Source organism: Nitrosarchaeum koreense MY1, from assembly GCF_000220175.1.
Taxonomy (GTDB): Archaea; Thermoproteota; Nitrososphaeria; order Nitrososphaerales; family Nitrosopumilaceae; genus Nitrosarchaeum; species Nitrosarchaeum koreense.
Genome location: NZ_AFPU01000001.1, coordinates 53,403 through 74,476, shown reverse-complemented (window position 1 = coordinate 74,476; position 21,074 = coordinate 53,403). Strand labels below are relative to the sequence as shown.

At 31.2% G+C, this 21,074-nt stretch carries 19 protein-coding genes; 7 read left to right on the top strand and 12 right to left on the bottom strand.

The features are described from left to right. Nucleotides 1-156: 156 nt before the first annotated feature. On the top strand, nt 157-1,719 hold the full coding sequence (locus tag MY1_RS09360; protein ID WP_007549446.1) for an ArnT family glycosyltransferase: 1,563 nt from the start codon (nt 157-159) through the stop codon (nt 1,717-1,719). 3 nt (nt 1,720-1,722) lie between these two features. Here the strand turns inward: MY1_RS09360 and MY1_RS00355 are convergent, their stop codons facing one another. Together MY1_RS00355 and MY1_RS00350 are read right to left on the bottom strand one after the other, a co-directional pair. Beyond that, nucleotides 1,723-3,054, bottom strand: coding sequence for a nucleotide sugar dehydrogenase (locus tag MY1_RS00355; protein WP_007549445.1), 1,332 nt, complete (start codon nt 3,052-3,054; stop codon nt 1,723-1,725). 68 nt (nt 3,055-3,122) lie between these two features. Further along, nucleotides 3,123-4,004, bottom strand: a complete 882-nt coding sequence (locus MY1_RS00350; RefSeq protein ID WP_081470622.1) for an NAD-dependent epimerase/dehydratase family protein — start codon at nt 4,002-4,004, stop codon at nt 3,123-3,125. Between the two features lie 78 nt (nt 4,005-4,082). Here MY1_RS00350 and MY1_RS00345 point away from each other — a divergent pair, with 78 nt between their 5' ends. Next, entirely contained in the window at nt 4,083-5,177 is a 1,095-nt protein-coding gene (locus MY1_RS00345) for a DegT/DnrJ/EryC1/StrS family aminotransferase (RefSeq protein ID WP_007549443.1), read from the top strand. 2 nt (nt 5,178-5,179) lie between these two features. Here the strand turns inward: MY1_RS00345 and MY1_RS00340 are convergent, their stop codons facing one another. Genes MY1_RS00340 through MY1_RS00330 form a run of 3 tightly spaced genes read right to left on the bottom strand, consistent with a single transcriptional unit; the run spans nt 5,180 to nt 8,076 of the window. Next, entirely contained in the window at nt 5,180-6,385 is a 1,206-nt protein-coding gene (locus MY1_RS00340; RefSeq protein WP_007549442.1) for an asparagine synthase C-terminal domain-containing protein, read from the bottom strand. 34 nt (nt 6,386-6,419) lie between these two features. Next, nucleotides 6,420-7,439, bottom strand: a complete 1,020-nt coding sequence (locus tag MY1_RS00335) for a class I SAM-dependent methyltransferase (protein ID WP_007549441.1) — start codon at nt 7,437-7,439, stop codon at nt 6,420-6,422. Nucleotides 7,440-7,494: 55 nt separating this feature from the next. Continuing rightward, entirely contained in the window at nt 7,495-8,076 is a 582-nt protein-coding gene (locus MY1_RS00330) for an acyltransferase (RefSeq protein WP_202795691.1), read from the bottom strand. A gap of 125 nt (nt 8,077-8,201) precedes the next feature. Between MY1_RS00330 and MY1_RS00325 the strand changes: the two genes are divergently transcribed. Beyond that, nucleotides 8,202-9,431 carry a glycosyltransferase gene (locus tag MY1_RS00325; RefSeq protein ID WP_007549437.1) on the top strand — a complete coding sequence of 410 codons (1,230 nt, stop codon included), beginning with the start codon at nt 8,202-8,204 and terminating at the stop codon, nt 9,429-9,431. Here the strand turns inward: MY1_RS00325 and MY1_RS00320 are convergent, their stop codons facing one another. Next, nucleotides 9,432-9,929 (bottom strand): hypothetical protein, encoded by a 498-nt coding sequence (locus MY1_RS00320; RefSeq protein ID WP_007549435.1) that lies wholly within the window; start codon nt 9,927-9,929, stop codon nt 9,432-9,434. It abuts the gene before it with no gap. Nucleotides 9,930-9,998: 69 nt separating this feature from the next. Beyond that, nucleotides 9,999-10,796 (bottom strand): glucosamine inositolphosphorylceramide transferase family protein, encoded by a 798-nt coding sequence (locus MY1_RS00315; RefSeq protein ID WP_131255113.1) that lies wholly within the window; start codon nt 10,794-10,796, stop codon nt 9,999-10,001. A gap of 204 nt (nt 10,797-11,000) precedes the next feature. Here MY1_RS00315 and MY1_RS00310 point away from each other — a divergent pair, with 204 nt between their 5' ends. Continuing rightward, the gene (locus MY1_RS00310; protein ID WP_007549431.1) at nt 11,001-11,759 is read left to right on the top strand and encodes a class I SAM-dependent methyltransferase; all 759 of its coding nucleotides are present in this window, start codon (nt 11,001-11,003) and stop codon (nt 11,757-11,759) included. 5 nt (nt 11,760-11,764) lie between these two features. Here MY1_RS00310 and MY1_RS00305 read toward each other — a convergent pair whose 3' ends face one another. After that, nucleotides 11,765-12,805: a class I SAM-dependent methyltransferase gene (locus MY1_RS00305; RefSeq protein ID WP_007549430.1), complete on the bottom strand. Its 1,041-nt coding sequence runs from the start codon at nt 12,803-12,805 to the stop codon at nt 11,765-11,767. A 109-nt stretch (nt 12,806-12,914) separates the two neighbouring features. Between MY1_RS00305 and MY1_RS00300 the strand changes: the two genes are divergently transcribed. Continuing rightward, on the top strand, nt 12,915-13,973 hold the full coding sequence (locus MY1_RS00300; RefSeq protein ID WP_007549429.1) for a glycosyltransferase family 4 protein: 1,059 nt from the start codon (nt 12,915-12,917) through the stop codon (nt 13,971-13,973). Between the two features lie 9 nt (nt 13,974-13,982). Here MY1_RS00300 and MY1_RS00295 read toward each other — a convergent pair whose 3' ends face one another. Together MY1_RS00295 and MY1_RS00290 are read right to left on the bottom strand one after the other, a co-directional pair. Next, nucleotides 13,983-15,203 (bottom strand): asparagine synthase C-terminal domain-containing protein, encoded by a 1,221-nt coding sequence (locus tag MY1_RS00295; protein WP_048109257.1) that lies wholly within the window; start codon nt 15,201-15,203, stop codon nt 13,983-13,985. After that, a complete protein-coding gene (locus MY1_RS00290; protein ID WP_007549427.1) occupies nt 15,190-16,548 on the bottom strand; it encodes a nucleotide sugar dehydrogenase in 1,359 nt (452 codons plus the stop codon). Before MY1_RS00290 ends, MY1_RS00295 begins: the two co-directional genes overlap by 14 nt. A gap of 104 nt (nt 16,549-16,652) precedes the next feature. On the opposite strand from MY1_RS00290, the gene MY1_RS00285 reads away from it, so the two are divergent. Then, the gene (locus MY1_RS00285) at nt 16,653-17,546 is read left to right on the top strand and encodes an NAD-dependent epimerase/dehydratase family protein (RefSeq protein ID WP_007549426.1); all 894 of its coding nucleotides are present in this window, start codon (nt 16,653-16,655) and stop codon (nt 17,544-17,546) included. Here the strand turns inward: MY1_RS00285 and MY1_RS00280 are convergent. Both MY1_RS00280 and tes read right to left on the bottom strand, forming a co-directional pair. Beyond that, nucleotides 17,543-18,487, bottom strand: coding sequence for a glycosyltransferase family 4 protein (locus tag MY1_RS00280; RefSeq protein WP_007549425.1), 945 nt, complete (start codon nt 18,485-18,487; stop codon nt 17,543-17,545). The two genes, MY1_RS00285 and MY1_RS00280, sit on opposite strands and share 4 nt — an antisense overlap. A gap of 38 nt (nt 18,488-18,525) precedes the next feature. Beyond that, the gene (gene tes, locus MY1_RS00275; RefSeq protein WP_179365651.1) at nt 18,526-20,190 is read right to left on the bottom strand and encodes a tetraether lipid synthase Tes; all 1,665 of its coding nucleotides are present in this window, start codon (nt 20,188-20,190) and stop codon (nt 18,526-18,528) included. 116 nt (nt 20,191-20,306) lie between these two features. On the opposite strand from tes, the gene MY1_RS00270 reads away from it, so the two are divergent. Further along, on the top strand, nt 20,307-21,074 hold the full coding sequence (locus tag MY1_RS00270; RefSeq protein ID WP_007549421.1) for a TrmB family transcriptional regulator: 768 nt from the start codon (nt 20,307-20,309) through the stop codon (nt 21,072-21,074).

The window sequence follows — 21,074 nt, the reverse complement described above, 5'->3', positions numbered from 1 at the left end:
ATCATTATTTAAACATCATTCGAGATTATTTTGAATAAATCATTAAATTAATTAGAAAAATGAATTCCATGGTTTTTCCTTGAATAAATAACATAATTAATTTAATTTTATGGGTTCAAATTATCCATATTAAGCCTATCAACTAAATTGAATATATTGAATTTAAAATATGTAAAAAATCCCACTATCAAAAACCCAATCATAGTTTTACCGACAATTATTGCAATTGGAATAGCAGTTAGATTTCTTTTTGTTCCATTTGAAATTCCATTGAATTCAGATAATTTTGCATATTTTATGTATGCTATAGATCATAGCTTAGGACAAAACTCAACTATGCAAGTAAATAATAATGGTTGGCCACTTTTTGTAAGTTTTTTCTTCTCATTGTATAATTCAGATAATTTTTTGGACTATATGGCATTGCAGAGAATTTTGTCAGTTGTGATTTCCTCACTAACTGCAATTCCTATTTATTTTCTTTGCAGAAAATTTTTTGATGAAAGACTTGCACTAGTTGGAAGTTTAATCTTTGTCTTTGAACCAAGAATAATTCAAAACTCAACTTTTGGAATTACAGATCCATTATACATTTTGTTGATAGTTATTGGCATGGTTCTCATATTAAGTTCGAGTCATAAGAAGAATTATCTAGCTTTTATTGCAATTGCATTAGCGTCTACAGTAAGAATTGAGGGGCTATTTTTATTACCTGCATTTGTTTTAGTGTTTTTTCTAAAGAATCCAATAAGCAAAGAAAAAATTTTTCATATTTCAGTTTCAGTACTAATTTTTATTTTAATTGTTTCAGCAGTGGGAATTTTGAGAACGGAGGAATTTGGTTCTGATAATTTTTGGTCCCGAGTTAGTGTTAGTACTGAGGAGTTGACAGATAGTCCAGAAACTAAGATGTATGGAGGTACAATTAATCTTGTTTCTGAAGGTTTGATAAATACATTCAAGTTTCTTGGATGGTCTCTGATTCCAATGTTGATCTTTGTTGTCCCAATTGGATTTGTATTAATGATTAAAGATAGAAAGACTGCCAAATTTGTGCTCAGTATTGGCTTTTTTATTCTCTTACCAGCAGTATACGCATTTTCATTTGCGTCAGATACGAGATATCTGTTTCCTTTGTATCCAATTTTTGCATTACTAGCGTTATTTCTTTTTAGATGGATATATGAAAATAAGAATAAATTTTTTAAAATTTCGCTAATTAGCTTAGTTGTGTTGATTGCAATTTCTTCTCCATTATTTCTGATTTGGAAAGATATTGACAGAGATCATGAGAGTGCAGTATATGAGATTATGAGAGAAATGATCCCCTCAAATGTAATAGTAAATAATTTTGAACCAGAATCGTCGTATGTTTTCTCTGCTGGAATCAGTCAAATGAATAATTTTCCAAGGACTTGGGCAGAAATATCAGCAGATACAGCAATAGTACAGATAAGAGGGACAAATTCCATGGAGGAATTATTAACATCAAGTGGATATCATGAAGATAGGTTCGGAAGATCCTTTTTAGTTGAAAAAATAACTCACATAGTAGTAAAAGAAGATAACAATCCAGCATTTCTAAATGATGTGTTTGAAAATGAAGAAAAATATGATTATTTGACTAAAGAATATGATTCAAAAGAGAAAGGACACGACATTTACTTTAAACTTTTCAGAATAAATTATGAAAAAATCCCTGAACAAAAACAACAATAAAAATTAGTTTTTGCCGATTCCAATTGTATTGAGCATGCCAGATGAAAATAACTTGGGATTGAGAACATTACGTCCGTCAAAAAACAAAATCGATTTTTTTCCTTTTGAAAATGATTTTGAATCAAGTTTAGAGTAAATTTTATGATCCGATGAAATAAAGATTAGATCTGCATTCTGGGTAGCAGTTACAAGATCTTTTGTAAGAGGAACTGATTTTGGCAATATTGTGTCTTCAAAAATATACGGATCATGAACAGTTACTGTACATTCTTTTTTGAGAAATTCATTTACAACATCATATGTAGGAGACAATCTTGTATCTGTAACTTCTCCTCTAAAACCCAATCCAAGAACGGCTACTTTTGCATTTTTAGGTTTAATTTTATTTTTTAAGAGCATTTTAATGGCATCATCAACACATTTTTTGGGCATGTTATCATTGATTCTTCTAGAATATTCTAAAAGACTCATGGTCTTGCCAAATTTTGATGCGTTTTCTATAATTATGCGTGGATAAACTGGAATGCACAGACCACCTACACCGGTACCAGGATAATGCAAATGACAAAAAGGTTGAGAATTTGCACCTTTACGAGTTTCCCAGAAATTAATTCCAATTTTTTCACAATATTCTGCCAATTCATTTGCAAGTGCAATGTTTACATCTCTATATGCTCCTTCAAATAATTTTTCAGCTTCAGCTTCTGCTAAAGTAGGCATTTTTAAAACTCCTTTTTTGGAAATAATCCTAAATAGATTTTCAGCAATCTTCAAACTCTTGGGTCCAAGTCCAGAGATTACGGCAGGATAATTTTCTTCAATATCTTTAACTGCTCTTCCTTCAAAAATTCTTTCAGGATTGTAAATGAGGTAAAAGTCTTTTTCACCTTTTAGTTTGCTTTCTTTTTCAAGAATTGGCAAGACTATTTTTTCTGTAGTTCCAGGCGGAACAGATGGAGATAAAATTACAGTGTCACCTTTTTTGAGACCCTTAGCTATATTTTTGGTTACTTGAATTACAGAACTAAGATCCACCTTTTTGTTTTTCAATCCTACTGGAACTACGATAATTTTGATTGAAGATCTTTTTGACGCATCAATTCCATCAGAGGTTAGAAAAAACGACTTGTTTTTAATGGATTTTGAAAAAGTTTCAGATAAGAAAGGTTCTTTCTTATGAGAAATGCCATCCTGGATTTCAGTCAGAAGAGTTTTAGAAATATCAACACCGATAACCTTGGCACCTGCTCTAAGCCAAACAGCAGCTATTGAACCTCCAACATTACCAAGTCCATATATCGCAAAAACTTTTTTGGATAAAATTTGTTTAATCAATTACAATCACGGGTAAATAAAGTACTAATTTAATTATGTCATTTCAAAAATTTTAATCAAAAAAGTAATCACGAGTTATTTTTTAGCCAATCAATTGTTTTGCTAAGACCGATTTTAACATCTGTTGAAGGGATTTTACCAAATGTTTCATGCAGTAAAGTTGTATCGGCCACAAAATTACCTATCTCACCTGGTCTGACAGGTTGGTACTCAATTTTTGGCTCAATTTTAAGAATTTCAGACATGTTTTTTACAATTTCTAGTATGGTACTGCCTTTTCCAGTTCCCATATTGAAAACCTTATTTTTTCCAATTTCTGAGGAAGCTGCCTGTTCAAAAAATGGAAGAATGTCTTCAATGTAAACATAATCACGAACTTGATCTCCTTTCCCAAAAATTGTAATAGAGTCATTGTTTTGAATTTTATTAAAAATTGACGGGATTAATCCATTTTTTTGAAATGGTCCATAAATATTAAAAAATCTAAATACAGTGTAATCTATACCATACAGCTCATGATATAGGCGCAAATAATGTTCAGATGTTAATTTTGTTATTCCATACGCTGTTTTGGGTTTTGGAGTATGATCTTCATTTACATGAAAAGATTTTGGCTCACCTACAAGAGAGGAAGCAGAAGTAAAAATCACTTTGGGAACTGAATTTTTTCTGCAGCTTTCAAGTAAATTGAGTAATCCCATGATGTTAACTCTAGCATTGGTAATAGAACCATCGAGAGAAGAAACTAAAGAATGAGCAGTCAGATGAATTACAGCATCTACATCTCTAACTATCTTTTCCACTGAATCGTAATTTGTAATATCACATTTAGAATAATTTTGATCAGTAGAATCAAGTTGATCAGATGTATAGATATCATGTTTTTCAGATAGTCCCTTGACCAAGTTTTTTCCTACAAATCCTTCTGAGCCCATTATCAGTATTTTCATCAACAAAAACCCTGCCTCATATTCTAAAAAAGCTTGCTAAAAAATACCTTAATACGAGAGAGCAAAAATCCCAAATTAGTGACTGAAAAGAAACTCATACCGCTAGCTGTTCCTGATGTAGGAGAGGATGAGATAAACGAGATCAGAAAAGTAATGGCTACAGGTTTTCTAACAGAGGGAAGCACTACAAAAGAATTTGAAGACATGGTTGCAAAATATGTGGGAGTAAAACACGCAATAGCAGTTACTTCATGCACTACAGGACTGCATGCAGTATTGGAATGTTTGAATATTAAAGGACAAGAAGTCATTGTTCCAGATTACACGTACCCTGCTACTGCCGAAGCAGTAATTTTGGCGGGTGGAATTCCAGTACTTGCAGATGTGGATTTGAATAGCATGAATATGACTACAGATATTCTAGAGGAAGCATATGATGAAAAAATGAGCGTTTTCAGTCCAGTTTCATGGGCAGGGGTTCCATTAGAAAAAGAAATCTATCAAAAGGCAAAAAAACTAGATTTGAAATGTCTGGAAGATTCTGCATGTAGTTTAGGTGCAAAAATTGGCGAGGATTACGTCGGAAAGATTGCAGATTATTCTTGTTTTAGTTTTCACCCAAGAAAGGTAATTACAACTGGAGAGGGCGGCATGATAACTACAGATAATGATGAAATTGCAGAAAAGTGTTACTCCTTTAAGCATTTTGGAGCAAAGGGATCTTCTTTTGAAACTATAGGAACCAATTACAAATTATCAAATGTGTTAAGTGCCATCGGGTTAGTTCAGATGAAGAAAATTGAAAAAATAATTGAAGACCGAATTCAAAAGGCAAAAATTTATCAAGAATTACTATCAAAAATTGGAAACATCAAACCAGCATATGTAGGCAAGAATACAAGACAAACATTTCAATCATATACTTGTTATGTGCAAAAAGATGGTTACAGAGACAAGATAAGAAAGGCATTGGCTGATGAAAATATTCAAAGTCAAATCGGTACATATGCATTGCATTTAGAACCAGCATACAAGAATATGAAAAAAGTAGGCAATTTAGAAAACTCGGCAAAATTATTTAATAACGCATTGACACTTCCGCTTCACAAAAATTTGACACAGGAAGATCAAGAAAATATTTGCAAGATAATCAATAAGACACTAAATAATTAATGTTAAACTAATTTTTTAGTATTTTTTAATTCGTTTGTTACAAAAATTTTAATCCATATTTCTAAAGCAAGTATAGAAATTAATCTATTCAAATATCTTATGTCTCCATCAAATTCAATTTGATCAAATGCTTTTACAGTCCAGTCATAATTGATTAGATTTTTTTTATATATCTGAGAATTTTTATTTAATAAGAATGACTGACATATTTCTTTACCATTTTTCTGCCAATCAAAAAGTAAACTAGGTGAAAAACCTTTTTTTTCTTCAATATGATTGATCCCTAACCTTTTTGATATTGCTCTTAACACTAATTTTCCTCTATTATTTTTGTTGTCATATTTTTGATTTAATGGTAGTTTTTGTGCAAAAGTTATCAAAGAGGTATCCAAGAATATTGGAATGTTTTTGATTTTGTAATAATCAGATATCGCTTTCCCAGTAGGTATAAAATCAAATAACAATTTTCCATTAAAATCAGCTAGCATTACCTGAGAAATAGGATCTAGAGCATTATGAAAATAAGGTTTGAAATAATTATAAATTTCATTCCAATTAAACTTGATACATTTACCAAACAAATTATTTTGATCCGGAACCCAATCTCGATTATGACACTCTAGATATTTTTTAGTTTTTTCTAGCCATTGATCCTTTGACTTTAAAAGTTGATTGAATTTATGATATCGAAAAACATATCCGCCAAATAGTTCATCAGCGCCATCACCAGTCACCAAAAAATTTGCTTTCTTTTTAGCTTCTTTGGCAATAAGATGAGTGTAAGTATTCCATCTAGGTCTCTTGGAAATAGAGATGATCTCTGGCATGTTTGTAAACATTGAACCCATATGAAGTATTTTGAATTCGGCAGAGAATTTGTCTGCAATTTTTTTTGCTTCAATTGATTCATCAAAACCATTTTCAAAAACTCCACATATAGCAATTATTTTTCTTTTGGGAAACGTTTTTCGTAGTATTGCTAAACATATTGAAGAATCAATTCCACTACTTAGCGAAATTGCTATTGATTTATTGTCATCAGGGATAGAATTTTTTAAAGAGAGAGTAAGAAGGTTTTCAGTCACAAGCCCATGTGGATCAGAAGTTTGAGTTTCAAAATCTTTCCAAGTTGCTAAATGGGAGGAATTTATCAGAGGATCATATCGAATTGTAAGATAATTACGAATTTGGTTTTTGTTAATTTGCAACTATTTTTCTTATTTCAATGAAGTAATTATTGTTTCAGGTTATACTGGAAGTTTTTACAACATAACATGCATAACCGCTTTCTAGTTCTTTGATATATTTGATATCTAGATTAAACTCAGCACACCATGATTGTATTTCATCTTTTGAATGTCTCCAACAATATTTTGGATGATACCAATCAACATTAACAAGATTAGAATAATCATATCCCCATGAATCTTTCCAAAAACATTTAAAAAAATAATCATAAAAAAATCTTTGTAGATCATATGTTCCTTTTTTTATTCCCAACAGTTCTATATCGAATGGTATAGTAATCTGAGTATTTTTTTCATGTAGTAACTTTCCAAAATCGGTAAGAGGCTTGATTTTTTCCCATGCATTATCATAATGTAAATCAGAAATTTTTGAACGGATATAGTCGTCTGAAAATTCTCTAATGGGTGATTTTGTTTTATATATATAAAAAATACAAAAACCACCAATTTTTAATTTTTTTAGGGAATTTTTTAATGCTAATTTTGTATCAGGTGTATGATGAAATACACCATTACTAACAACAACATCAAAACTTTCGTCAAGATAAGGAAGTTTATTGATGTCAGCCTGGGAAAGAATAGGATTTGGAATTAATTTTTTTAAATTTGTTTGAACACGGTAAATTGCTTTTGAGATATCTACTCCATGAAATTCTTTGGCTTGTGGTCCCCATAATCTTGATGATGAACCACTTCCAATTCCTACTTCAAGAATAATTTTATTATTGAAGATATCTAGATCAGATTCTTCAAGACCCATCATTTCTAGGTAAACAGGCTTAATTTTTTCTTCAAATTCAGCATCATTTTGTCCAAAATCACTCTGTGTCCACTTTTCTCCAAATGATTCTTGAACTTGTTTTTGCGTTTGATCATTTACATTATCAACAAAGTTTGGTATACCATTGGATATAGAATATGATGAATGATTTGAAACAAGATAATGCCCATCAGAATTCAAAGTTTCATTAGTAATTGGATCAACCCATTGTATTTTTTGATTAAATATTTCCATTTCTAATCTAATGTTTTAGGATATTATTAGTTATTGGTAGAATAAAATTATAAAATTATTTTTTAAAATACTCAAACTCTACATTTTTTCCTTTGACTTTAACCTTACCTACAATCTTTGCTGGAGAACCAAACGCAATTGAATAAGGAGGAATTACAGTATTGACAAAACTTGATGTTCCAATAACACTTCCTTTTCCAATACTAGATCCCATACTAATTACCGAGTAAGGACCAATGTAACAATTATCACTTATTCTGACAGATTTTTTTTCATATTCAGCTTTTCCACCACTTACAGCCCATTTTACCGTGTTATGAGTATAGATTTGCACTCCGCTGCTAATACTACAAAAATCACCTATGGAGAGTTTTCCACCACTGCCATCAAGTATAGTATAAGGACCTATCCAAGTATTTTTTCCAATAGAAACCTTACCAAATACATAACTGTTATCATATATGCTACTGCCAGACAATCCATTCAAAAATTTAGCTTTTTCCCATCTGTCAGATATTAATTCATTAAAAGGTAAAACTCGGTTCCATTTTTTTTTAACTTCATTTCGTCGTTTTTTATGTATTGATATTAAGTCAGAGTAAAACTGTTCTGAAATTTCAAGTTTTTTTGTTCTCAATACAAAATAGAAAGAATTTAGCTAAATAAAGTATTTTATAAAGACTTGAACAATACATAATTCATAATCTTAAGATAATACAACTAAAAATTATAGTGTAAACAATGAATAAAGAGGTCTTTTAGATGAAATTAAAAATTCTGGCAATAGGAGATTCAACAAGCAACATCTATCTAATGAAGAAATTTGCTAGAAATGTAGAAGTTCATTTAATAGATTTTCCAAAAAAAGGTGTAGATAAAACTACAACTGGAAAAGATGGAATAGAATACTTTGACTCGTTATTAATTTCAAAACAAGTAGAAAGAATCAAAAAAATCAAAGATAAATATGATTTATGTATAGCTGTTCCTTGGGCAGGAGCAAGAATTGCATATTTAGCAGGAATAAATTACATTATGTATTTTGTCGGAGGGGATATTACAAGCCCACCTTTTGCAAAAGAAAATAAAAATTATAATTTTTTTGAAAAAAACTTTTATAAAAAAATACTAGATAATGCTATTACATGTATAGCGCCGATGGACGAATATTATACACCATTAAAAAAATATAGAAAGGATGCAATCAGATTAGATAGGATATTTGTAGATACAGAACTTTTCAATGAAAATATACAGCCGATTGAATTTAAAAAAGAAAAATTTACTTTCTTGTCAGCACAGAGATTTGGATTGGAAAAAGGAATGGATAAGATTTGGAAGGCAATAGATCTTTGTAAATCAGATTTTGAAGTATTACAAGTAAAGTGGTTTATAGAAGATACAACCACTGAAGAATTTGATGAGTTAAGTTCAATAAATAAAAAATTAATCAATGAAAAATCAGACAGAATCAGGTTCATTCCATTAATTAAAAGAGATGAATTAGGCAGATATTTTGTAGGAGCAGACGCAGTGATGGGGCAGATGAGAGCAGGTGTTCAAGGCGGGATAGAAAGAGAAGCTGCATTTTGTAAAAAACCAGTAATTTGTTATACGGATCCAAAAAAACCCAACATTGTGGATGGTAAGGAAATAATCCCTCCATTTCTACCAAAATCAAATGAACCACAAGAGATAGCAGATATCATAGATAAGATTGTGGAGTCTAAACAATTCAGAGAGGATTTAGCACAAAAAGAATACGAATATGTAAAAAAAATATCTGATCCGGAATTGGTATCAAAAGACTGGGAAAATATTTTTGTAAAAGTGCTTGAAAAAAATAAAGTGTTGGATAGAAAATTATCCATCTTGGATAGGCTTATGAGTTTTATTATTCTTAAGATTGAAAAAATATACATAAAAAAATTCAGAGAAAAAAACATTAGTACATGGGGAAAGGAAGAATATGACAGATTGATTAGAGATTAATTATTTCAAGTGTGAAAATTTCTTGAATAATGCAATATCTATTTGTTTATTGTCTTTTCTTTGATTAAAGTAAGTTTCTATTTCAGTTTTCAATTTTATTAGCTCATCTAATTTTTCATTGGAAACTTTATTTTTCTCATAATCCAAAAGTAAGAGATCAACTAATTTTAGATTTAATTGCAAAAGCAATTCTATATCGTTATATTGTCTTAGTGCATGAGGATTTGATTCATAATAGATATCAGCTTCGGCTTTATATGATGAGGTTTTTTTCTGATGTGCATATCCAACTAAAATTAGCAACGGAACACCAATAGAAGCTGTAATAGCTAGATAAACATAAAATGTTGGAAAAATTGTCTTTAAAGAAGGAATATTTTCAATTGCTAGGTAATAAGTAACAACCATTGTATTGATAGCTGCAAAAATGAAAGCAAAGTAAGTTGTCCATCCTTGTCTAAAATAGAACCATCCTCGAAAGCCAATATTTTGTTTCATGATTTTTTTCTTATTATGTTGTATATCAATTGAACTATCATATTTGATTTGAGATAGGATTTTCTTTAATTAATTTAGTCTGCTTCGTTTTATTCTGGCATCAATTACAGTACAACCTTTTTCATAATTAAAAGTATGAAGTCCAATGAGACCATTTTTCCAATCAGGCTTGAAGAATTCCAGGTGTTTTTCTTCATATTCATTTTCATTTAATTTAATTATTTCATTAAAGGAAAATCCGTTTCCATATACTTGAAAACAGTTTTGGGCTGGTCGAATAATTTTATTATTCATTTTGAAGATTTTTCCTGCAGGTCTAGCATTTCGAATATCAGAAACTATAGGATTCAGAGGGTGTGGAATCCAATTTGCACTAAGCGGATTATCAGAATAAAATAACATCAGTTCCTCAGATCTAGATGTTCCATTATTTTCGGCGCTACATGCAAATATCCACCATTTTTTATTATAAAAAAACATGGTAGTATCTACAAGTGGAATATCAATTATTAATTTACGATCATGTTTCCACTGAAATGGAAAATTATTACACTTGAATAATTCCACATAAGATTTTGAATTATGTATTGTTCCATGAATCAGATACCATGCATTTTGAAATTCAAATATTGATGGATATGATAAGTGATAATCACGTTCTAAAATTTTTACAGGTTTAGTATAATTTCCATTATTATCAACAGTCATTACTGACAAATGTCCTTTATTTTGAGAATTTAGAAATTCTTCAAAAAATATATGATGTTTTTGATCTTTGTAAATTACAAATGGATCCGCCCAAAATCTGTCTTTTGTGGGCATTATCTCCTTAAATTTTAAGAAGGATGTAGAAATATCATTATTCATATTTACAAGAATGATCCACTGATAGAAATATGGAAAATGTGAGATTTTTGATTTGATTTTTTTAAACAATTTCATATCACTGTAAACAACTATAAATTAATTCTAGATTTTAGTTATACTAATTAAAGTATGACAAAAAGTATGTCTCAAAATAAGATATTTAATGATTTAGTCATGTATAGAAAAAATCACATAAGATGAGAAATGGTTAATGAAAATACATGGATTGAATTTATTCGAAATCAGGAACTGTCATCTATTAGAAAAAACCTATCAGATGTTAGTATAAAAAAAATTTTAGAAATTGGAGGAAAAGACGGATATCTTGCAAGAATTTTAACAGATTGGGGTTTTGATGTAATTTCAATTGATATCAATCCGTCTTCAACATATTTTGATGTAAAAAAAATGAATGCAACAGAGTTAGAATTCAAGCCAGAAACATTTGATTTAGTTTTTTCTTCACATGTAATTGCTCATATAAAAGATAAAAATTTACTATTCAAGGAAATCAACAGAGTTCTAAAATCAGACGGTTTAGCCATACACATTGTTCCATCAAATTGGTGGTCAGTAATTACTAATTTTTGGCATTATGTACTATTACCAAAAATACTATACAAAAAAATTACAAGTAAATCAAATTCAAAAGAAAATTTAAAAAATGACGATAAAGATGGATTAAATCATAAAAAAATTAGATTAAAAAACTTGTTATTTCTACATCCGTTAGGAACAGAAAGATCTTTTATTATTGAAATTTTCAAGTTTTCAAAAAAATATTGGGCAAAAATATTTGCTTCTTATGGATATGTAGTTCACAATGAATCAAACGGTCCGTTAGTTTATTCTGGATATAGCATATTTAAAAATCATGGTTATAAGATTAGAAAATATTTTGCACATATTTTTCCAAGTTCATATATTTTCATAATAAAAAAACAGAATAAACAAAGTTTATAAAAAATTTATTTTTTTCCAGTAACACTAATTCCACTTTCAATTTCTTTGAAACTTGTAATTTTTATTTTGGTATCACGATACCATTTACGTACTTCATCAGGAGTGTGTCTATAAGCAAATTTTGGATAATACCAATCAAAATTAACACCTATACTTCTCTCAAAATCTCCATCTTCAGCCCAAAAGCATTTTAAAAAATGCCAATAGATGAATCGTTGTACGTCGTATGTGCCTGCCTTGATGTTAAGTAGCTTAATGTCACGTGGTATGGTGATCTTCCTTTTTAGATTAGATAGTGATTTTCCCAGAATTGTCATATCTTTTGAAAACTCTACACAATCATTTACAGACATTTTTGTAGTCTTTGAACGAATGTAATCATCCGCAAATTCTCTTATCGGAGCCTTTTTGTTGTAAACATAGATCGAAATATGACCTGTCTTTTTGAGGAATTTTGTCAGATATTTGAATGATGTTTCGGTATTTTTTGTGTGATGTAGTACCTGATCAGAGTAGACATAATCAAAAAAATTCTTTTTAAATGGAAGTTGACGCAAGTCTGCTTGCAAAAAATGAATGTTTGTAGCACCACCGTATTTTTTATAAGCAAAATTTACAGACTCACTAGCATCTATTGCAAAAACTAGTGATTGCTTGTTAGTAGATAGAAAGTTTGCACTATTTCCAAGACCAGTTCCTGCATCAAGAATATTGTGTTTTGTCAATAGAAATTTATTAAAACTTTCAAGGGGTTCCCATTGAAACCTTTCTAAAAACCAATTTCTTTGAAACTCAAACCATTTTTTCTCATGATATGATTTATGATATATTTTCCATTTTGATGAAAATGCATCCTCAGTTTTTACAAAATCCTTTGTAGCATCTGTGACAAATCTAGGAATTCCATTTGTAATCTTAAATTTGTGTTTATTTATACAAATCAGATATCCCTCCATAATTTCTCCTTTAGACTTTTTTATTATTTTGATGTTGAAATTTTTTCTGCAGATAGGACAAACTAGATATTCAACAAGAGAGGGTTTCAAGTTGTTTAATCGATTTTTTATGGCTTTAAAAATATTAGGATTGAGTATAATACCATTTATTTTACAAAATGTCTTAATACATACATTATTTTTATAACTGTGAACAAAAATGAGATTACTTATAGGAGGTTCTACCTCCAAGATATTTCATCTAAAGGAATTTGCGAGTGCTCTAACAGATTTAGGAGTTGATTGTAAGCTAGTTGTAGATACAGATATCTGCAATGGTTTTCCAAGCCGTAAGGTTTCTGATTGGTTTCAAACTAGAAAGAAGTTTGATCAATTAATTTCTGAATTTAAGCCAGATGTCATTCTAGTGGACAGACAAAGGCATTTTGCACTTGCTGCATCTAAACAGAATATTCCTCTAGTAATACATCTGAGAGGGAATATTTGGAAGGAAATGGAATGGGCAAAAAATACACTATACAAATCACTTCCAAAGAGAATTGCATTGCAAATTTGGATTTCTATTGCCAGACAAACTTTTCAAAAATCATCATTAATTGTACCAATTTGTGAACATTTAGAAAAAATTGTCAAGAGAAATTATCCAAACAAGAAAACAGGAGTGATGTATCAGGGAATATCTTCATCTAGATGGTACCCATCAAAAGGAATGGCTCTCAAGCATCCTTGTGTTGGATTATTACAAGGGGCCGTAATTTGGGGAAAAGCCCAAGAGATGCTTGTTTTAGAAAATGTTCTAAAATCTATGCCTGATGTGACTTTTTACTGGGCAGGAGATGGGCCGTACCGTGACAAGATTCTATCAGCATTAGGAAAACACGATAATTTTAAGTGGCTTGGAAATTTGCAATACCCAGATAAGGTCAGAGAATATCTAACTGAGATTGATGTCTATGCGCTAGTTAGTGGAATTGACATGTCACCTTTAACACTGCAAGAAGCACAATTAATGAAAAAGCCAATAGTTGCAACAAACGTAGGAGGAATTCCAGAGCTTATGAAAAATAATGAAACGGGATTTTTGGTAGAGAGAGGTGATGCAGATAGATGGATTGAAAAATTATCGCTTTTAATTAATGACAAAGAAAAAAGAAAAATCATGGGAGAGAATGGAAGAAAGTTTGTAGAGGAAAATTTCAATTGGAATAAAATAGCAAAAGATTTTTTAGATATTTTAGAGAAAATTGGAATTAAGTAGTTGGAAAAGTTATGAAAGTACAGTAGTTGGTTTCATTTCTTTTGTGATAAATATTCTGTACCAAATCTCCAAGGCTAATAACCCAAGAAATTTGTTTACATATCTGATATCAATGTTATTTTTATCAAAATGCTTTTCAATCCAATCTTTGTTAATCCATTTGGACTGTACAATTCTTGCATCAGACAAATAATAATCACATAAATCATACCCATAAGATTTCCACAAATTCATGGTATCTATGGAGAAACCCTGTTTTTTCTTAATCAATAATTTATCAAGGGAATACTCGTGAAGAATTTCTCGTAAGAGAAGCTTTCCAGTATCAGTTTTTAAGTTATATTTCAAATTAATTGGTAAATGTGTAGTATATTGAATTGTTTCTTTAGATAATAGTGGAGTAATAGGTTTTACTTTAAAGTAATCATAAAAACTTGTATTCAGAGGAATCCAGTTGTAGAGTAGTTTACCATTAAAATCTGCCAGAAATACTTGTGATAATCGATGTAGCGGATTATCAAAATATGGTAAAAATTGTTTGTAGATATGATTCCAATTAAAACCAAGTTTTTTACCAAATATGTCTGCTTGGTCTTCTACCCAATCTCTTTCATGGCATTGTAGATATGCTTTGACTTTATCAATTGGAGATGAGTTTTTTGCAGTTAGAGAGAGAAATTTTTTGTATCTGAATGTATAGCCCCCAAATAATTCATCGCCACCATCTCCTGATACTAGTAATTTCCCTAGAGTTTTTGCTTTTTTTACAACATGATACCAGTGTAAATCCCAAAACGGGTGTTTAATAATACTAATTGCATGTGGTAACTCTTTGAGATAATTTTCAACATATACAATATTATGATCTATGTCAAATTTTGATGCAATCTTTGCAGCGTATCTTGATTCATCAACACTGTCCTCAAATCTAATTGAGATTGCATTAATTTTTACATCTGAACATGTTTTTTTTAATAGTGCCAAAACAAGTGTAGAATCAACTCCGCTACTAAGAGCAATTGACGTTTTTGTATTTGTAGAATTTCTAATTGTTTTATGGATGTTTGAACAGATCAAGTTTTCTACTATTTCTGGAGATGTAACAAGCGGTTTTTCAACAAAATCTTTCCAAGTTTTTTTGGCAAATTTTGATTTTTTTGTTGGATTGTATCTAAGAGTAAGAATATTTTTGATTGAATTAAGAGCTAATTTCGAATTAGAGTTTTCCACGTCCAACTCCACGATAAATCAATCCTGCATTTTTTGCATCAAATTGATTAATTATACATCTAGAATCAATTACCACTGGAGATTTCAGAGTTGATTTTAAGAATGCTGGTTCTAGATCATGGAATTCTTTATGAGCTGTAACCACAATTAATGCATCAGATTGCTTCAAAGATTCTACAAGATTTGATTCACAGTTTATTCCAAATAAAGTTGAATTCTTAAAGTACGGATCATATATTTTTACATTAGAACCTAATTGGTGTAATTTTGAAATAATTGGTTCAGCAGGAGTTAATTGAACATCTTTTATATCTGGTTTGTATGTTACGCCTAAAATCAATATTGTTGACTGTTTTATGTCTGTACAAGATTCGCTAAAAGCATCTTTCAAAAGTTCAATTACATGATCTGGCATTGATTCATTAATTCTTCTTCCTGTTTCAACAATTGAAAAGTTATCAAAGCCAAAGGTTTTTGCAAAATTTATCATTTGATAAGAGTTTACAGGAAGACATGGTCCACCAACTCCAGCTCCAGGATAATGAACTTGGAAATTATATTTTGTTTTTGCAGCTTCTAAAACGGTCATGATATCTATTCCAGATTTTTCAAAGATTAATGCCAGCTCATTGATAAACGCAATGTTTAGATCGCGAAAAACATTTGTTGTTAATTTTACGGCATTTGCTGTTTTACAGTCAGGCATTGAAATCAAGTCTACAGTAAAAACATGTTTGTAGATTTTTTTTATTATATTATGTGTTCTTTGGTCTATTGCACCAACTAATCGAGGCAATCTCTCAAAGTCATTAAGAATTTGTCCAGGGTTTGCAGTTTCTGGACATACTCCTATACCAAAATTTTTTCCTGCTGTTAATTTGAGATCATTTCCTTCTATTATTGATTTTAGTTCATTCTCAATAAAACCTGGTTCAATTGTACTTTCAACAATTACAATAGAGCCTGAAGATAAAAATTCATGAAGTTGTCTTCCTACTAAACGTAAAGCATCATAATTTGGTACATTTTGTTTATCCATTGGTGTAGGCAATGATAAAACTATTACATCTGACTGAGGAACAGCATCTTGAATTTTAGTAGTTGCAGTGAATTTTTTTTCTTTTAAAACTTTTTCAAATATTGTAGGATATCCAGGTTCGTCCTTTAATGGAAATTCACCTTGATTAACCATATCAACTAGTTCAGAGTTGATATCAAGACCGATAGTAGACAGACCAGAATTGGCAAACGATAATGCTGTAGGGAGACCTATTCTTCCAATTCCAATTACACATATTTTGAGTGATCCTGATTGAATGCTATTATTGAACTCAGATTCGCTCATTTCTAGAACATTTTTCATTTCTGACTTACAACTTCACATAATTTACTTGTTTTTTAGTTTTATTAATGATGAAGATTTAAAGATTGGAAAATTTTAGCGACGACATGAAATTTGCAGTAATTGGAGGAGCAGGGTTTATCGGAAACAACATAGTAAGACAACTCCTCAAGCAAAATCACACTCCAGTTGTAATTGATAGTCTATATCGAGGAAAAATTGACAGAATTTCATCACTTGATGTTGAATTTCATAAAATTGACATAAGAGATTTTGGTCAACTCAGAGACATAATAAAAAATTTTGACGGAATATTTCATGAAGCTGCACTTACCGATGTACAAGAATCATTTACAAAACAACAAGAATACAACGATGTCAATGTAAAAGGAACTGAAAACATATTTAGAATTGCAAAAGAGTTTAACTTGAAAGTAGTTTATGCAAGCAGTTCAAGTGTATATGGAAATCCAAAAAAAATTCCAATACAAGAGAATAGCGAACGTAATCCGATTAACCCATATGGAAAAACAAAATTAGACGACGAGTTTCTTGCTGAAAAATATTCCAAAGATAATGTATCCATTATTGGCCTCAGATATTTTAATGTCTATGGGGAAGGGCAAACTGGTTCATACGCCGGCGTAATTACAAAATTCCTCAACAGGTTAAAAGAAAAAAAATCTCCAATAATTTTTGGCACAGGTACACAATTAAGAGATTTTATTTTTGTTGAAGATGTTGCACGTGCAAACATAGCTGCTATGCAAAGCAATGTAAATAACGGATTTTTTAATATTGGTACAGGCATTACAACATCAATTGAGCATCTTGCAAAAATAATGATCGAATTATCAGGTTTGAAACTAGAGATACAGTATGAAAATGCACTGGATGGTGATGTACAGTCTAGTCAGGCAGATACCAACTTGACTGAATCTGTATTAAAATGGAAGTATTCTATGGAATTAAAAAATGGATTATCAAAATTTTTTATCTAAGATAAATTTTTATAAAAATCAGTGTATTTGGAGATTAATTTCTCCCAAGTAAAATTTTCCATTATAAAGTCATATGCATGTTCTGCCATTGTTGATGCCTTGTCTTTGTCTTCCAATAATGAATTAATTGCATCAAGTAACAATTGCGGATCGTTTGGTGGAACAATTATTCCTGTTTCATTGTTTTTAATCACTTCAGGAATGTCTCCAACATTTGTAGCTATTACTGGAATTTTTAAAAAAAACGCTTCCTTAATTGATTGTGGTAAGCTCTCCATTCTTGAAGGAACAACTAGAACAAAAGATGCCTTGAGATTTTTCATAGCCTCAACCCAGGACATGTTTGTACAGTAAACTATTTTGCCTTTAATTTGCGGTTCTATATTTCGTAAAATATCAGTTCCTTTCTCAAAGCTGTCTCGCCCAACATAGGCAATTTGATTCTCAATTTTTTTTACGTCTGGAATTTCATTAAATTTTTTAATATCTAACGGTGCTGGAAGATACACAAAGTCAAGATTCAGTTTTTCTTTGTATGTTTTTTGAACAGATTTTGAATCAGTTGTAAGAACATCTGCAAATTTCAAAACTTTAGACTCTGCATTACTAACCATACTACTTGTGGCAGTAGAATGCAATACGTCTACCTGTTCTGAATAAATCCCATGAACTGAAAGAACTTTCTTTTTTGCTTTTACAAACTTCATCACAAATGCAGATGGAACATTCCATGCATGTACAACATCATATTTTTCTCTGTCAAATATTGCCTTTATCATACCAAAAATTGCAAAACTTGGATTTTTCAAATTTTTTATTGGAACATGTGGGACATGCATTAACTTTACATCAAATCCAGATTCACGCAATTTTTCTGCTACCCTAAATGCATGACCTCCAATACCTCCTTCATATCTTGGAGAGATAAAGAGAATCTTCACAAAACAAAATTAGTTTTAGATAATTTAAGGTCTAAGATTTACATTGTTGCCTGAGCAGCGTCATGGAACATCTGACTCTTTGCACAGCCAGCAGCAAGTTCATCACCTGCTCCACGTCTCATCAGACCACGATACAAACCGTCTTCTAGTTTGACGCCTTCTCTTTGTTCCCATTCTTCTACAGTAATGGAATATTTCTTTTGAATTCTGTCTCTGTACCATTCTGGAATTACATTAAATGCACAGAATGGAACTATTCTAAGATCAGGAGTCAAATAATGAATATCACATCTTTGGAGTCTTTCCAAGTCTTCGTTGTACTTGTCTTGGAAGTGCATCATACCCAAGAACAATCCTTTGACATGCCATGAGCCAATTGACTCAAATGATCTCTTCATTAGAATATTGCCAAACATCTTTGCCAAGTCTAGTCCTGCTGGTTGCTTCTTTGTATCAACGAATCCCTTGAGTTTTCTTACAACTTCAAGCATTGTAAAGTACTTGTTTTTACCAGAACGAATCTCTTCTGCTTTATCCTCAAATAGTTCAAGCATTCCTTGAATGTCACAGAACTTAGTTAGTGGAACAAATTTCTTTGTCTCTGCGTCTTCAAAGATGTATGTTCCTGCACCACAAGCAAAGTGGATAGATAATTCATATTTTGGTTTACTAGAAAATGCCTCAATTACATTAGTTAGTGGCATACAGCTTGGTACTGGGAACCAGTCATCAACAGTTACCTCACCATTTGTCTGCTCTTCAATTCTTTGAATGCAATCTGGAACTGTAATTCTATATTTTTCACGTTCACCTTTACCCATTCTACCAGTTAGTGATACAGGTTGGAAGTTAACAGCGTGAACTACATCCATGTTCTTTTGCGCATAACGAATAATTCCACCTAATTCATGATCATTAATGGATTTAATTACAGTTGGAACAAATACTACAGTTGTTCCGGTCTTTCTGCAGCTATCAAGGGCATATGGAATTTCCCAGTGATTCTTTGGATTTGTTCTTGCAGTTACACCATCAAAAGAAAGATATAAGTTGTTACATCCAGCTAGTCTGACTTCTCTTGCAGCTTCTGGATCCATTGCATGTCTAATACCATTGGTATTCATCTGGACATGGTCAACGCCTTCTTCTTTCATTATTTTAATAACATCAGCAATATCTTCTCTAAGCATTGGCTCACCACCAGTAATCTGAATAGAGTTACCTGGAATTGGTCTTTCGGCCTTTAGTGTCTTCATCATTCCTCTTACTTGTGTATGATCAGGTTCATACATGTAAGCGCCTTCAAGGCCTTTCTTTACATAAAAGAAGCAATACCAGCATGTCAAATCACATCTGTTAGTTACAATCATGTTTGCCAATCCACTGTGTGATAGGTGATTTGAGCACAATCCACAGTTATTTGGACATGAACATTTGTCAATCATTACGTTTGGAGCATGAGCGCCTTTACCGTCTACCCAGTATGTACTGAATTTCTTGTACATTTGATATGATCCAAAGTATAATTCCTCACATTCACCGTGAGTTGGGCAAATCTTTGACATGTAGACCTTGTCGTCTCGCTCAAAGACTTCTGCATCTAATATCATGTTACAGTCAGGACATATGCTTTGAGTGAATCTAATAGTTGATTTTTTGCCTAGACTTTTACTTGACTGATTGGAAATCTGAATTAATGCCATGCTTACATTGGCAACTTTTCTGAAATGCTATATAATGCATTACCTACTTGGCCCCGTATGGAATTTAGTAATCAGGCGTGACTGGTTTAAATATCAAAACTTAACGATTAGATCGCATGAACATAACTGATAAGACAAGAAAGGCTCTAGAAAAAATTGGTCTTACTAGTTATGAAACGAGGACATTTGCATCGTTACTTGAAACGGGTGAATTGACGGCCTCTGATCTTAGTCAAAAGTCAGGTGTTCCTTATTCAAAAATTTATGAGGTTTTAGGGACACTAGAAGAGAAAGGCTGGATTGGCTCTGATGATTCCAGACCAACAAAATACTTTGCAAAATCTCCATCTACGGGGTTGGAGACTACAAAACAAAAGATGCAAAATGATTTTTTACAAAATCAAAATATTATTTTAAACGAGCTTGTTCCGTTGTATGAAAAAAGTGGAACCAGTGAAAGGCCAGACATATGGGTATTATCTGGTGCAATAAATATCGCTTCAAAAATTTTGGAGATGGTTGAATCTTGCAGAAATGAAGTAATGATTGCATTACCTGAAGCAGGACAAGAGTTAGTCAGACAAGCATTACCAAAACTAAGAGCATTACACGATAAAGGGGTGGACATCAAAATATTAACTTCAGATAAAATGGACAAAGAGTCACTCAAGGCAATAAGCAGAGTTGCAACTGTAAAAATCAAAAAAGGACTCTTTGGTGGAGGAATAATTTCAGATAACAGATATGTCGTAATTTTATTGGGTCCAGAGATGGGAGCAATGAATACTCCAGATCTAGTTGCAATTTGGGCAGATCATACAGGATTGGCAGGATTTGCAAGGCAATACTTTGAATATTTATTAAAAGATTCAAAGGTGGTATAG

Bases quoted from the DNA above. Each gene is read 5' to 3' on its own strand.
- MY1_RS00335 (WP_007549441.1), bottom strand. From the start codon at position 7,439: ATGGAAATATTTAATCAAAAAATACAATGGGTTGATCCAATTACTAAT.
- tes (WP_179365651.1), bottom strand. From the start codon at position 20,190: ATGGCATTAATTCAGATTTCCAATCAGTCAAGTAAAAGTCTAGGCAAA.
- MY1_RS00315 (WP_131255113.1), bottom strand. From the start codon at position 10,796: ATGAATAATGATATTTCTACATCCTTCTTAAAATTTAAGGAGATAATG.
- MY1_RS00350 (WP_081470622.1), bottom strand. From the start codon at position 4,004: ATGAAAATACTGATAATGGGCTCAGAAGGATTTGTAGGAAAAAACTTG.
- MY1_RS00320 (WP_007549435.1), bottom strand. From the start codon at position 9,929: ATGAAACAAAATATTGGCTTTCGAGGATGGTTCTATTTTAGACAAGGA.
- MY1_RS00300 (WP_007549429.1), top strand. From the start codon at position 12,915: ATGAGATTACTTATAGGAGGTTCTACCTCCAAGATATTTCATCTAAAG.
- MY1_RS00325 (WP_007549437.1), top strand. From the start codon at position 8,202: ATGAAATTAAAAATTCTGGCAATAGGAGATTCAACAAGCAACATCTAT.
- MY1_RS00270 (WP_007549421.1), top strand. From the start codon at position 20,307: ATGAACATAACTGATAAGACAAGAAAGGCTCTAGAAAAAATTGGTCTT.
- MY1_RS00310 (WP_007549431.1), top strand. From the start codon at position 11,001: ATGGTTAATGAAAATACATGGATTGAATTTATTCGAAATCAGGAACTG.
- MY1_RS00285 (WP_007549426.1), top strand. From the start codon at position 16,653: ATGAAATTTGCAGTAATTGGAGGAGCAGGGTTTATCGGAAACAACATA.
- MY1_RS00290 (WP_007549427.1), bottom strand. From the start codon at position 16,548: ATGAGCGAATCTGAGTTCAATAATAGCATTCAATCAGGATCACTCAAA.